At 38.0% G+C, this 13630-nt stretch carries 10 protein-coding genes; 6 read left to right on the plus strand and 4 right to left on the minus strand.

Annotated features, from left to right (window positions below; all coding sequences use genetic code 11):
* Positions 1 to 7: 7 nt before the first annotated feature.
* The 4 genes from ABMA78_RS04740 to ABMA78_RS04755 all read left to right on the plus strand — a co-directional run bounded on the left by ABMA78_RS04740 (position 8) and on the right by ABMA78_RS04755 (position 4984).
* Positions 8 to 1843 carry a phosphatidylserine/phosphatidylglycerophosphate/cardiolipin synthase family protein gene (locus tag ABMA78_RS04740; RefSeq protein ID WP_392857537.1) on the plus strand — a complete coding sequence of 612 codons (1836 nt, stop codon included), beginning with the start codon at positions 8 to 10 and terminating at the stop codon, positions 1841 to 1843.
* A gap of 40 nt (positions 1844 to 1883) precedes the next feature.
* Positions 1884 to 2438: a hypothetical protein gene (locus ABMA78_RS04745; RefSeq protein ID WP_392857539.1), complete on the plus strand. Its 555-nt coding sequence runs from the start codon at positions 1884 to 1886 to the stop codon at positions 2436 to 2438.
* A gap of 94 nt (positions 2439 to 2532) precedes the next feature.
* The gene (locus tag ABMA78_RS04750; RefSeq protein WP_392857541.1) at positions 2533 to 3618 is read left to right on the plus strand and encodes a hypothetical protein; all 1086 of its coding nucleotides are present in this window, start codon (positions 2533 to 2535) and stop codon (positions 3616 to 3618) included.
* A gap of 1 nt (position 3619) precedes the next feature.
* Positions 3620 to 4984 carry a hypothetical protein gene (locus tag ABMA78_RS04755; protein ID WP_392857543.1) on the plus strand — a complete coding sequence of 455 codons (1365 nt, stop codon included), beginning with the start codon at positions 3620 to 3622 and terminating at the stop codon, positions 4982 to 4984.
* Here ABMA78_RS04755 and ABMA78_RS04760 read toward each other — a convergent pair whose 3' ends face one another.
* Positions 4985 to 6721 (minus strand): ABC-F family ATP-binding cassette domain-containing protein, encoded by a 1737-nt coding sequence (locus ABMA78_RS04760; RefSeq protein WP_392857545.1) that lies wholly within the window; start codon positions 6719 to 6721, stop codon positions 4985 to 4987.
* Between the two features lie 64 nt (positions 6722 to 6785).
* Between ABMA78_RS04760 and typA the strand changes: the two genes are divergently transcribed.
* Positions 6786 to 8627, plus strand: coding sequence for a translational GTPase TypA (gene typA, locus ABMA78_RS04765; RefSeq protein WP_392857548.1), 1842 nt, complete (start codon positions 6786 to 6788; stop codon positions 8625 to 8627).
* A gap of 233 nt (positions 8628 to 8860) precedes the next feature.
* Positions 8861 to 9562 carry a response regulator transcription factor gene (locus ABMA78_RS04770; protein ID WP_392857551.1) on the plus strand — a complete coding sequence of 234 codons (702 nt, stop codon included), beginning with the start codon at positions 8861 to 8863 and terminating at the stop codon, positions 9560 to 9562.
* Here the strand turns inward: ABMA78_RS04770 and ABMA78_RS04775 are convergent.
* From ABMA78_RS04775 to ABMA78_RS04785, 3 genes are read right to left on the minus strand one after another with little or no spacing between them, the layout of a single operon-like run.
* The gene (locus ABMA78_RS04775) at positions 9551 to 10618 is read right to left on the minus strand and encodes a glycosyltransferase (protein WP_392857554.1); all 1068 of its coding nucleotides are present in this window, start codon (positions 10616 to 10618) and stop codon (positions 9551 to 9553) included. The two genes, ABMA78_RS04770 and ABMA78_RS04775, sit on opposite strands and share 12 nt — an antisense overlap.
* A gap of 7 nt (positions 10619 to 10625) precedes the next feature.
* The gene (locus tag ABMA78_RS04780) at positions 10626 to 11783 is read right to left on the minus strand and encodes an NAD(P)/FAD-dependent oxidoreductase (RefSeq protein ID WP_392857556.1); all 1158 of its coding nucleotides are present in this window, start codon (positions 11781 to 11783) and stop codon (positions 10626 to 10628) included.
* A 4-nt stretch (positions 11784 to 11787) separates the two neighbouring features.
* Positions 11788 to 13578 (minus strand): DEAD/DEAH box helicase, encoded by a 1791-nt coding sequence (locus tag ABMA78_RS04785; protein WP_392857558.1) that lies wholly within the window; start codon positions 13576 to 13578, stop codon positions 11788 to 11790.
* Positions 13579 to 13630 lie beyond the last annotated feature (52 nt).

The raw sequence follows: 13630 nt of genomic DNA on the forward strand, positions 1-13630 counted from the left end.
TATGAGCATGTATGTAAAATCAATTCTCATATTCATCATGGCCACGAACGCCCTTGCGCTTCAGATTCCATTTTTAGATCGAGACTATGTTATTGATCAGGCAAACGAGGACAGAGCAACATACAGCTATAAAAAAGATGAATATGGCAGGCTTGAGAATACTAGGTGGTACGAGTTAACTTGGCACCTTTTACAAGATGACTACCGAACAGATTTTAAGGCCTATACTAATGAATACAGAGGGACGACCTTTAATGAGGCCAAGATTAACTACTACTCTCAATTTAACTTTTCTATTGAAGCCAGACACCACCTTATGGATGAATATCCACTAAAAGAGTGGGGCTTTTTAAACCACTCACCTATTAGAGAAAAGATTAATGATCTTTCTCTATTTTCTAAAGACTTTGAAAAAATTGATTTTAAAACAATCGAGCATCCTTATTTCTCAACAGACTTTCAAGTCAGAATGGATGAAGTATCCAAATCTCAACTGAGTTTTGGAAATAATATAAGAGTTCTAGAGAATCATCATTCTTATCAAAAAAAATTGAAATTAATTCGAGGAGCAAAATCAGAAATCCTAATGTCTTCGCTTAGCTTTGTTTGTGACAAATCGGTAAAGGTACTTGTAGATGAGCTAATAAATGCTCACCAAAGAGGTGTCAAAGTATATGTAATGGACGATAAGATGATGTCTAAGGCCCTAGGTCATAATGAATGTCCTAAGAAACTAAAAAAGAAGGGTGTACAATTTATAAGAGCAAATGACTTCTGGAAATATGAAGGACGTACCGTTTATCACCATAAGAAGCTTGTTGTCGACGGAAAGACTGCAATTATCGGTGGTCAAAATCAATTAAATGCAGACAATTTATCGCAAGATACAGATTTTAAGAATAAGGATATTGATGTCATTATCCAAGGTCCACTTGTTACTGATATTGCCATCGGTTTCTTAAAAGACTGGCAATATTTTAAAAAGAAGAATACTCGTATCATAAGAGGAAATAGAGGAAGTATTATCAGACGTACGGGGCAGCATATTGCAAACCTAGATAAAGAGCTTAACTTTTACAAAGCAAGACAAGAATGGGAAACAAAGAACGAGTTAAGGGGTCAGGCCCAATACCACAAGGTATTAAATAATAAAGAAGAGCGCATGAATGGTGTTTGTCGCTTTATTCAGCAATCCCCTTATGAGTATCAAAATAATATTGGAGACGCCTACCTATTGGCCCTTAACCATATTCAAAATTACCTGGGTATTATGGATCCGATTCGCTCTGACACTTATTACAACTCGGTTTTTAAAGATGCACCACTCATTGAGAAATTTGATACTTTTAAAATGTTCAACAAACTTCATTACAAGTTAAAAGGTCTCCAAGAAAGAGGTATCTCACTAGATTTCATTACAACAGGCACAGATATGACAGGTAATGAAATAATCGATATAAAAAATGAAGAGATTAAGGATCTCATTTTAACTGAAGGCATTAGCGATAAATTGCTTCGTAAGAAAATAGAGAAAAAACTTAAGAGCATAAAGAAGTGGAACGACCACTTTGGAGAGGCCCATTTTGCAAACTTAATCAAAGACTATTCAGGATTTGATAATACGCGTGTTTGGCTACACATTAGCTTTCTTCACTCAAAAGTTTTTTATTTTGATAGAATCTTATCAAGTATTGGTAGTTACAATTTCCAACACAATGCTACCGATCATTCATACGAAAACACCCTACTTTGTTTAGACAAGGAGCTTAATCGAGAGCTAGATGAAGTCTTTGTTAGAGATATGGCAAACTCGGTTCCACTAAAATTTAATAATTTAAAATAATTTCCGATGAGTACCTAGGAAACTATTCTTAGGTGGTAATATGAAGCTCAGTTATATCTTTAAAATTTCATTAATGACTATTTTTGCAATAGTAATTCAGGCTTCAGAAATGAAGATTAAGCTTAGCAAAAGCTTCTTTCCTAAGAAAGAAATTACTATTGATGCCGACTCACCTGATCGAATCGTCGTTGAGTACGATCTTATGTACTATATAAGCGATGGCTGTGCTGCTGATGTCATTACTTCTTATAAGCTTGGCGGTTGCCCACGCAAAAAATACAAGACCCTAAGAAAAGAAAGCAAGTACATCGTTGAACTTGGGGACTCAAGTGCACGAAAAGGCAAAGGGCCACAAACGATTAGGCTTTCTGTGAAACAAGAAAAGAAAGACTCTTACGATATCGTACCAGTGATCACAATCTTAGATGGTAATGAAGATCAAATTAAAATTGAAGATCCTTGGTTTAGTGCAACGAAAGTTACTCTAGAATCACGCGATCGTGTCATTAACCAGTCGCAAGCTAATCAAAAAGGTGGCGAGCACAAAGGCCAACGAAACCATAAAGACAACAAAGTGAAATCTCACAACCAATAGAGATTTTAAACACTTAGAAAAGAACACATTTACTCAAGTATTTCACCCATCTCTCCGATAAGAATAAAGTAATGAGAGAAAGGGAATTATCGTAATGATTTATTCAAAGAAAAAGATTTTAAAACTATGTGGACTCATAGCTCCACTACTCTTCTCAACACCTTTGTTTGCAAATGACGACAAGGTTGTGGATCAAATCATTGAAGGGCATGAGTTCTATGAAGCAAGTGTTCATGGTTCAAAGATTAATATTCTAGAGTCAGATGCCTACAAAACTGCATTTGCAGCACATTTAAAAGCAAGACTTACAGAAGTTATTATGGAAAAGGCCGAGCCTCTTTTACAAGAGGAAAAGGCATTATTAGATAAGATTGCCAATGGAGATACATCGACAAGTACCCGCGATATTCTTAGTAATGTTCGTGCAAAACTCGATGTATATCGCGATAGAGAGGAAGTAAGAAAGCTCTACCGAGAGGTCAAAGAAGAGGAAGTGAATAAAGAAAGTAATTACTGCTATGATAATTCACAAACGACTCTTAGAATCGTCTCAAATGGAGAGATGACTATTCGTTGTATTCAAAATGAAAGTGTTCGCAATATTGTAAAGGTCGCCCAACTAAATCCAAAGGATCGTAGTGACCTTGAAGTAAAAACAACTTCGGCCACTAGGCCAGAGCCAGTTGAGGAACAAACTCCAGAAATTGAGAGAAGGTATTACTTCTGTTACGAGAGAACAAAGAATATCTTAGCAAAAGAGAATAATTGTCGACCAAAGAGATTAGAGCTTTCTGAGGAAGAACTTGAAAAAGTTGGACGAAGTAATTGTTATCCAATCGATCAAAGTTATAAGTACGACCCTAAAGATGGCTTCACACCAACCGCGAAGCTATACGGAAAGTGTCGTGATGAGATCTGTACAAATCAAAGTGAACAAATTGATTTTGCAAGTTTTGAACTGATCTCTTTCTCACAAGAAGATCCAAAGCAATGTATCGATGATAACTCAAAGTCTCGAGTGTGTGCTCAAACCTACAAGTGTAAGAATCAAACTTACCAAATTACTTGTGAGTTCAATGATGAGGAGACTGTTGACGAAAATCCATGTCACGTAAAAACAATTCTTAATTCAACGATTGAGAACAAGTGTAGTGTTATTGAACTAGGAACGGAGGTATAAGATGAAGTTTTTAATTTCTGTTCTATTTTCAATTACTTCAATTTTTAATACGTACGCATTTACGGTTCCGACTGTATATAATACGGGAAAATTAATTAATGTTACGAAAGAACACTACTTAATTCAAACGAAGTCGAAGAAATATATTAAGGTTAAACCATTTTTAAAGAACCCAAAAATAGGGATTCAAGTAACCTACCCTATTTCAACAACAGATGTTGCAGTTTCAGATAATTATATTTATCAGAAAGCTTTAACGATGCTTCCACAAAGTGAATATACTTCAGATATTATCGAAGCTTATCTGAAAACTCTTGCCGAAGTATCACGTAATGGACTTTATAAAGTTGAAAGTACAAATGGTGGCAGGTATTCATTTAACTTTGTCATGGATATGCTAATTCCTACGGCCTGTGCCGAAGGACAAGATTGCAATAATATGTGTTACTTTGGAGGATGGGCATCCACAAGAAAAGGGAGTTATTGCCAAGCACCTTGGAAGGTTTCGGGACTTGATAAAGTTAAGAGTGTCGACTCAGAAGTTTATACTAATAACTATAGCTGTGGTGGAAAAAACCTATTCCGTTGTAACCCAAAAATATTCGGAGCCTACGACTCTAGTCTAGACCCAGTACAATTTGTTGCGACAAGAAACTCAAAGAGAAATAGTGAAGCTGGTATTTGTATCAAGGTCTCACCTTCTTATGCTCATGCGACAGCGCAATGTCTTGAGGCTTCTGCAAAAGTTCCTAACTTTAAAGAATCTCTAAAGGAACGCTACAACAATAACAAAGAAACATTTGAAAAGATCATTGATAATGTGAATTGTTTTTGTGAATCAAAGAGTACACCTAAGAAGGCCTTCAGCTGTAACGCTCTAAAAGAGAGACTTGCAACGATTTTTGAAAAGCCAGAAACACCAGAGGTTCCAGTTGTTCAAGAACCAGTTGAGGAACCGACACCTCCACAGGTCAAAGAAAAAGAACCAGTGGCAATTCCGGAATCAATTCCACGTGAAGCAGATGGTGGAGACGAAGAAAAATTTGTTCCTATTCAAGAAGAGATTGAACAAGAAGAAGAACTTCTTCCTGACGATTTAATCTATTACAATTGTAACTTTGACTCGGATGAAAAATTATTTGAAGGAAAGAATGCTAATTGTTCGAATAAGGGAGTATGTCTTAAGAAGCTAATTTGTGAAGCACACTCTGAAAAACAGAAGAAATTTGATATCAAGTCAAAACTTCTGGCCTACTGCCCTTGTGATGAAAACGATGCCACACAATGTGCTAATGCCAAAGCAGATAAGGCCATTCGAACAGGAACACCTGACTCATCAAATTCAACATCTGTACAAGAACAGTAATTATAGTAACTCTAATAATTCATCAATTTTTGCATTAACTAGTTCAAGCTCATGGCCTGCGCTAGTTATTGCATCGGTGTCACCGGCCGCTGAAGCATTCTGAATTTTTTCTTCAAGAACAGATTGATACTTTTCTAAAGTTTCAATCTGGGCCATAACCTCTTCCTCTTTGTATTTATTTCCAGATACTTTAGGCTCTTCTTTCTTAGCTGGTTCCACTTTTACAGGCGCAGGCTTTTCTTTTGCTGGTTTAACATCTTCTTCCCAGCCAATCTTTTCAAGGAATTCATCATAAGTTCCTTCAAAAAACTCAGCGCCATCTTTTCTAAAGATCACAAGCTTATTAACACAAGACCTTAGAAGGTCTTCATTGTGGGTAACAATGAGGCATGCCCCTTCGTATTCGTTTATGGCCTCACCAAGAGACTCAATGCTCTCCATATCTAAGTGGTTTGTCGGCTCATCTAGGAAAAGTAGGTTCGTTTTTTTTGCCAGAATCTTTCCAAGCATAACTCTTGCTTTCTCACCACCTGACAGCACAGAGATTCTCTTATCAGAATCTTCACCAGTAAAGAGCATTGTCCCAGCAATGGCCTTTACTCTTGTAATAGGAAGTTCTGTATTAACTTCTTGAATCTCTTGAGCAATTGTATTTTCCGCATGAAGGCGTTTCACATTAGTCTGGCCAAAGTGACCAAGAGCAAGACTTGGGTGTTCCCAAATCTCTCCAGTCCCTTGCTTAAGTTCATGGGAGAGAACATTGAGAAGAGTCGACTTCCCCTTTCCGTTTTTTCCAATAATCCCAATTCGATCTTCGCGGTCGACTTCAAAACTAACTCCTGAAAATAAGTCTTCATCACCATAGCCAAAGCTTAGGTCATGAACTTTCATAATTTGTTTCCCAGGACAAGGAATATGATTGAATGAGAAGTCTAAGTCAGCAATCTTTTCAAGTTGCTTCATATCCTGCATTTTCTCAATCGCCTTAAGACGTGACTGAGCTTGCGATGCACCCCTGGCACTTACACGGTACTTATCCACGTAGTCCATCATGTGCTTTATTTTCTTTTCTTGATTCACACGAGTTTGTTCATAGATAATTTCATCTTGCTCAAGTTGCTCGTAGTACTTCTTTGTCGGCCCTTTTATTTTTCTAAGCTTTCCACGGTGAACACCCATAGTATGAGTTGTCACTGAGTCCATAAAGGAGCGGTCGTGAGTAATGATAATGACTTCACCTTGAAATGTTCTTAAAAATGAACGAAGCCATTGAAGTGAGACAATATCAAGATAATTTGTTGGCTCATCTAATAATAGGCAGTTCGGCTCAGTCAAAAGAGTTTTGACGAGATTAATTCGAATCTGATATCCACCAGAAAAACTTTGGGGGCTTTTTAAAAAATCTTCATCAGAAAAGCCTAGTCCAGTTAAGAGTTTTTCCGCACGATAAGTCTCATATTCAAATTCAGGCCCAAGGGCCGACATGCATTCAGCAAGTACAGTCTCATGTGTGAAGTGGATATGTTGATCTAACGTACCGATTTTATAAGATTTTGGTATCTTCACCTCACCACTATCATGGGACTCGACACCAGTAATAACCTTAAACAAAGTCGATTTACCAGTTCCGTTACGTCCGACTAGGCCTATTCTTTCACCCGTATTGAGGGAGAACGTCACTTCTTCAAAAAGCGTTCGGCCACCAAAAGATTTAGTTACATTTACAAGCTGAATCATATATATTGTGTAGCAAATAAATTCATTAATAGAAAGCAGATAAGACAGACAAGAAAGGGGCACAATGAGTCAATTCGAGAAATTAAAAAACATCGCAGTAGTTGCGCACGTTGACCACGGTAAAACAACCATGGTTGATGAAATCCTAAAGCAATCAAACACTTTTGACGAACGCGCTGAAGTTGAAGAGAGAGTAATGGACTCTGGCGAGATCGAAAAAGAACGCGGGATTACAATTACAGCTAAAAACTGTTCTTTCTTTTACAAAGACACAAAGATCAACCTACTTGATACTCCAGGCCACGCGGACTTTGGTGGAGAAGTAGAAAGATCTCTAATGATGGTCGATGGTGTACTACTTCTAGTAGACGCTTCAGAAGGTCCTCTTCCACAAACTCGTTTTGTACTTAGAAAGGCACTTTCACGTGGACTTAAGGTTGCCGTTATTATCAATAAGGTTGACCGTCCAGACCAAAGAATTGACGAAGTTAAAGGTGAATGTGAAGACCTACTTCTTGAAATTGCGACTGAACTTGAAGTTGAAGATTTCGATATTGATATCCCTTTCATCTATGCTTCAGCTAAGAATGGTTGGGCCGCAATGGAGCCAGGTGTAGTTAGAGAAGACATGATTCCAGTTCTAGACTTTATGGTATCTGACTACTTCCCAGAGCCAGAAAGAGATATTGAATCTCCACTACAACTTCTAGTATCGAACCTTACATACTCAAAATTCCTAGGACAACAGTTTGTAGGTCGTATCCACAAAGGTACAATTGTTAAAAATCAACAATTCACTTGTATCGGTGATGGTAAAACTAAAAACTTTAAAGTTTCAAATATTCAAACTTACTCAGGTCTTCAAACTGTTGAAGTTAACGAAGCTCACGCTGGTGAGATCGTAATCTGTGCAGGTATTGAAGAAGTTCATATTGGAGATACAATCACTCCAACGACAGCTCAAAACCCACTAGAAAGAATTGAAGTTGAACCGCCAACTGTTGCAGTTAACGTATCGGTTTCAACATCTCCAATGAGTGGTCAAGAAGGTGAATACCTAACTTCAAGAAAGCTTGAAGAATTCTTACAAGATGCTTGTCGTCTAAACGTTGCTCTTAAGTATGAAGCAACTGATGATGCAAAAGTATATAAGCTTAAGGGCCGTGGTGAGCTTCAAATCGCTATCGTATTCGAAGAGCTAAGACGTAAAGGTTTTGAGCTAATGGTTTCAAGACCAGAAGTTCTTTTCCAAGAAATCGACGGCCAGAGACAAGAGCCATATGAGCTAGCAGTTCTTGATGTTCCTGATGATTTCACAGGAGTTGTAACAGAGAAGCTTTCAATCAGAAAAGGGATCATGTCTTCAATGATGCCAATTGGTGAAGGCCGTACAAGAATTGAATTTGAAATTCCATCACGTGGTCTAATTGGTTACCGTGGTGCTTTCATGACTGATACTCGTGGTGAAGGGATCCTTTCAACTGAATTCTTAGGTTACCGTCCATACGCAGGAGATATGCTTGCTCGTCAAAACGGTGCTATTATCTCGGATAGAGCTGGTAAAGTTACAGGGTACGCTGTCTTTAACCTTCTTAACAACGGTGAATTCTTTGTTGAACCAGGTGATATGGTTTATGAAGGTATGGTTATCGGTGAAAGTAAGAAAGAGAACGATGCCAACGTAAATATCTGTCGTGGTAAGCAGCTGACTTCAGTTCGTACTGCTGGTAAAGATGAAAATATCATCCTTCCACCAGTAAGACCAAGAACTCTTGAGTGGGCACTAGACTGGATTGATAACGATGAGTGGGTTGAAGTAACTCCACAAAATATCCGTATCAGAAAGAAAGAGCTTGCTGCTAATAAACGTTCAGTAGTTAGAAAAGAAAAAAAGAGTAAAGATTAGGCAAAATTGTCGGCATTAAAAATTTTTAAAGCTACGAATATAGGCCCCTAGAGAGAAACTAGGGGCTTTTTTTTATCAAGATTACAGCTCCTTAAGTACCTATAATTAAAGAAATTCTATAAATTATTCCCCAAAGACGCGGTGAACATATATTTATCTTATTGACGACCATATGAACCAACCTTTAAAATCAATACGTTATAGTTCAAAACTAAAGAACGAGAAGTTGAATCATGTCAAAATCTTTAAAGGCACATAAGCCACACGTAACAATCGTTGACGACGACAGCGATAACTTAGAAAACTATCAAGATCTTCTTGAGGATGATTTTGATTTGGAGTTAATTCAGAACCCTCTAGAGTTACTAAGTTTCTTAAACACTAATAAAACAGACATCATGGTACTGGATCTTCACATGCCTGAAGTGAATGGTTTCGAACTATTCAGCAAGGCCAGAGAACTAGCTCCTCGTACACCTGTTATCTTCTTAACGGGAGACCCTTCTGAAGAAGCTTGTGTAAAAGGGCTTGAGATTGGTGCACAAGACTTTATTGTTAAGCCAGTTACTATCAATGAACTAGTTGCTCGTATTAAGAATAAAGTTGAAGCTAAGAAGAGTAAGCACCGTCGTAAAAAGAAGAATGAGATTAATTTTGAAGATCATAATTTTTCAATCAACCTTGATCAGCAAAATGTCACTCTTGAAGGTAAAGAGATTAAGCTTACGACAACTGAGTATAAGATCATCACGCTATTAGCTTCAAACCCTAACAAAATCTTTTCAAGAGATCATATCTCTCAAGTAGTTTGGGCCGACAGTGATGTGAACTCACAAAATATTGATACTCACCTATCAAATCTAAGAAGAAAGATTAAGCCTTTCTCAAACTACATCAAGACGATTAAGTCTCGTGGTGTCCTACTAAGACTGTAGAATTTCTTTTAATATAATCTCACTCGCATGCTCCCTATCTTGAGGGGTAGCATGTGATGGGATCTTTTTAATTTCTTCAAGTAAATCACAATTCCCAAATTCATCTTCAGTAATAACAACCGATCCCAAAAGACGATTTGCTTCCATTGCATTATGATACTGTTCATTTTTTTGAGCGATCTTCAGGGGAATATAAAGACTTGGTTTTCCAATTGCAATTAACTCCGCCACCGTTCCCGCACCAGAGCGAGAGATAATATACTTTGCGGCCTTCATTAGATCTGGCATTTCATCACCAAGGAAAGCAACTGGATAGTAACGACTGCTTTCAAGAGAGCTATATTCATCAATATACTGGCTCCCCACTTGGTGGATAACAACAAATTGCTTCGTTAGCGAATCCAAGTTCTCTTTAATTTTATCATTTAAAAGTTTTGAGCCATTTCCCCCACCAGTGATAAAGAAAATAGGTGCTTCGGAGTCTTTTAATTCAATACCTTTGAAAGTACGAGTTTTTAACTGAGTTGTTTTAAACTCATCTCGTACCGGGTAACCAGAGTAACGAACTATCTTTTGAGGAAAGTATTTTAATGAATCTCTAAAACTTACAAATACACGGTGAGCAAAAAGTGAAGCAATCTTATTTGCAAGTCCTACACGAGAAGTCTGTTCATGAACAATAATTTTATAACCGAGGAGTTTTCCTGCAATAACAGTAGGAACACTAACAAAGCCCCCCATTGATACAATTGTATTTGCTCTCATTCGAATATGGGCAAGATAGTAAAAGCATTGGACTAGCCCAATCATTAAGCGAAAAATATCTGTCACATTTTGCCAGTCTAAGTATCTTCTAAGCTTACCGGTTGAAACACCAATATAGCGATTAACCTTATCCTGAGTGAGCTTAGACTCAATTCCCGTATATGAGCCGATATAGTAAATCCTTACTCCATCCTGCTTTAATTTTTCAATTAAAGTAAGGGCAGGAACAACGTGTCCACCACTTCCACCACCAGTAAATACGACTGCTTTTTCTTTTCTCTTATTTCTCATAGAGAAATTATACATATTTTGCAGCTACATAGCCAGAGGACCAGGCCCATTGGAAGTTATATCCTCCTAGAAGTCCTGTAACATCAAGAACTTCACCTACAAAGTAAAGATTCTTTTGCAATCGACTCTCCATTGATTTAGAGCTTACTTGATTTGTATCGACACCACCTCTCGTAACTTCGGCCTTGCGGTAACCTTCAGTTCCACTTGGTACAAAAGTCCAATGGTGCATAACTTCGATAAGTTTTTCTTTTTGCGCCCCAGACAATTCAGCACAATTTCTATTTAAAGGAAGCTCATGTTGAGCAAGCCAAAGCTCTACAAAGCGTGTTGGTAGATGTCCCTTTAAAGCATTCACTAGATTCTTTTTCTTATGTTCTTTTAAGATTTCATAAAGATCAGATTTAGGAAGAAAATTAATCTTCACTTCATCTTTCTTATTCCAATATAACGATGCTTTTAGGATCGATGGGCCACTTAGTCCCTTGTGAGTCCATAGAATATTTTCTAGAAATTTCTTATTCCCTACTTTTACTTCCGACTCAATTGCAATACCTGCCAGGTTCGCATTAACCTTATCTAGCGTAAACGGAACAAGTGCAGGTGTCGTCTCGATTAATTTATGACCAAATTTCTTGGCCACACGATAACCGATATCCGTTGCTCCAAGCCCAGGAAAAGAAAGACCACCAGTTGCAAGAACAAGTGTCTCACTTGAGAAGGTTGTCCCATCACTTAAAGAAACCACATACTCTTCTTCGTGTTCCACGTCGATAACTCGACTATTTACTCTCAATTCACAGTTACTTGGAATAGACTTTTGTAGCGCCTCGAGAATTCCACGAGACTTTTGATCACAAAAGAGCTGCCCTAGAGTCTTTTCTGTATACGTTAGATTGTGTTCAGAAATAAAAGAAATAAAGTCCCAATTCGTATACTGGCTTAAGGCCGACTTACAAAAATGAGGATTACTTGAAACATAGAAATTAGGAGTGACATCAAGATTAGTGAAGTTACAACGGCCTCCACCAGAGACAAGAATTTTCTTTCCAGGACCTTTGGCACCTTCAAGGATTAAAACGCTTCTTCCTCTCTTGGCAGCATGAATGCCGCAGAATAAACCTGCGGCACCAGCACCAATGATTATGACATCATATTTTTTCATTTAATTAGAATGAGTTGCGAGAGTTTCCTCTATTACCGTTTGAACGTCCAGAGTTGCGACGGTTACCAAAACCACCACGACCGCCACGATCACCACCGCGTCCACCGCGATCGCCACCACGACCAAAACGTCCACCACGACCACCATCGCGTCCACCATCACGTGAGCGCTCTTTTGTCGCTTCAAATCTTAGCTTTTTATTACCGATAAATACTTGTTCTTCACCGTTAATAAGTAGCTTTCCACTTTCGATAGGAATATCGATGAAAGAGAATTTATCTTTTAACTGAACGTTACGGATCTTTCTCTGGTCAATATTAAGCTCACCTGCAATTGCGTCTAGGAAAGACTTAATTTGAGCTCCATCATCACGTCCGTAGTTTACGAAACAACGGATATTTCCACGGTTGTCAGCTCTAACTTCACCACGAGCACCACGCTCTCCTCTCTCACCTCTTTGTCTTGGCTCCATATCAATGATTGGATTCATTTCAAAACGCTTTAAGTTATCAGAGAAAAGTGACATGTACATCGCTCTTAGTACTTGCTCTTTTTCTAGGTGATCAAAGTTTTCAGCGAAAATATTGAAGCTTTCATCAAGGTTGTCATCACCTTCAAGTTCTTCAAAGATTTCATCAAAGTGATTAAGTTTACGACGAACCATTGCACCTTTAAGAGTATCAACAGTTGGAATTCTTTCTCTTTCGATCTTTGCTTTTGTTAGTCTTTCAAGAGCAGAGATCTTTCTAATTTCACTTGGTGAAACAACTGAAAGAGCTAAACCTTTTTGACCTGCACGTCCAGTACGACCAATACGGTGTACGTAAGACTCTAGATCTTGTGGAAGGCCATAGTTAAAAACGTGAGTTAAGTGATCAACGTCAATCCCACGAGCAGCAACATCAGTACATACAAGAAGTTTAACTTTCTTGTTCTTGAATTTCTTCATTGTTACATCACGATGCTTCTGGTCCATATCTCCGTGAAGAGAATCTGCAAGATAACCTCTTAGGTTTAGTTCATCACAAAGAGAGCTTGCTTCAAGCTTTGTCTTTGTGAAGATAATCCCGTAGTAGTCTTCAACAGCATCAAGAAGACGACAAACCGCTTCTCTCATGTTTTGATCTCGTACTAGGTAGAACTTCTGAGTGATATTATCATTTGAAAGAGTCTTCTTTTGAACTCTTACGATCTCAGGGTTATCAAGGTAGTTTTTGATTAAATCAAGAATTGCAGGTGGCATCGTTGCAGAGAACATCCACGTCTTCTTATTTTCTGCTTGAGCAAGAATTTCCTTAACATCATCAAGGAATCCCATATCAAGCATTTCATCAGCTTCATCTAGAACTGCATACTTAACATTTTCAAGTTTAAGTACACCACGATCGATAAGGTCAAGAACACGTCCTGGAGTACCTACAACGATTTGTGGTCTAATCTTTTTTAGATTTCTAATTTGATTATCAATTGGTGTACCACCATAAACCGACATCGTTTTAACTGTTTCAAAAGTTGAGAATTTCTTAATCTCTTCATTGATTTGGTTAGCAAGCTCTCTCGTTGGAGAAAGGATAATTGCTTGGATATTTTTCTCATTTCCATCAATACGGTGAAGTAGTGGTAGAGAGAAAGCCGCAGTCTTACCTGTCCCAGTTTGGGCCTGACCAACAAAGTCAGTGTCTTTTTCAATTAGTAATGGGATAGCATTAGACTGGATATCTGTAGCTGTTTCGAACCCTCTATCTTCGAGTGCACGAAGCAGCGATTCCTTAAGTGGAATTTCGTTAAAATTCAATTTTGACTCCTTAAACGCAAGCCTAGAATGCTGGCCACGGATTTTTTGCTCG

The sequence above is a fragment of the Halobacteriovorax sp. RZ-2 genome (assembly GCF_043196685.1).
In the GTDB taxonomy this organism is placed as follows: domain Bacteria; phylum Bdellovibrionota; class Bacteriovoracia; order Bacteriovoracales; family Bacteriovoracaceae; genus Halobacteriovorax_A.

What these genes read in the sequence shown, in the direction of transcription:
- ABMA78_RS04740 (WP_392857537.1), top strand. Translation starts at nt 8, where the DNA reads ATGTATGTAAAATCAATTCTCATATTCATCATGGCCACGAACGCCCTT.
- ABMA78_RS04745 (WP_392857539.1), top strand. Translation starts at nt 1,884, where the DNA reads ATGAAGCTCAGTTATATCTTTAAAATTTCATTAATGACTATTTTTGCA.
- ABMA78_RS04750 (WP_392857541.1), top strand. Translation starts at nt 2,533, where the DNA reads ATGATTTATTCAAAGAAAAAGATTTTAAAACTATGTGGACTCATAGCT.
- ABMA78_RS04755 (WP_392857543.1), top strand. Translation starts at nt 3,620, where the DNA reads ATGAAGTTTTTAATTTCTGTTCTATTTTCAATTACTTCAATTTTTAAT.
- ABMA78_RS04760 (WP_392857545.1), bottom strand. Translation starts at nt 6,721, where the DNA reads ATGATTCAGCTTGTAAATGTAACTAAATCTTTTGGTGGCCGAACGCTT.
- typA (WP_392857548.1), top strand. Translation starts at nt 6,786, where the DNA reads ATGAGTCAATTCGAGAAATTAAAAAACATCGCAGTAGTTGCGCACGTT.
- ABMA78_RS04770 (WP_392857551.1), top strand. Translation starts at nt 8,861, where the DNA reads ATGTCAAAATCTTTAAAGGCACATAAGCCACACGTAACAATCGTTGAC.
- ABMA78_RS04775 (WP_392857554.1), bottom strand. Translation starts at nt 10,618, where the DNA reads ATGAGAAATAAGAGAAAAGAAAAAGCAGTCGTATTTACTGGTGGTGGA.
- ABMA78_RS04780 (WP_392857556.1), bottom strand. Translation starts at nt 11,783, where the DNA reads ATGAAAAAATATGATGTCATAATCATTGGTGCTGGTGCCGCAGGTTTA.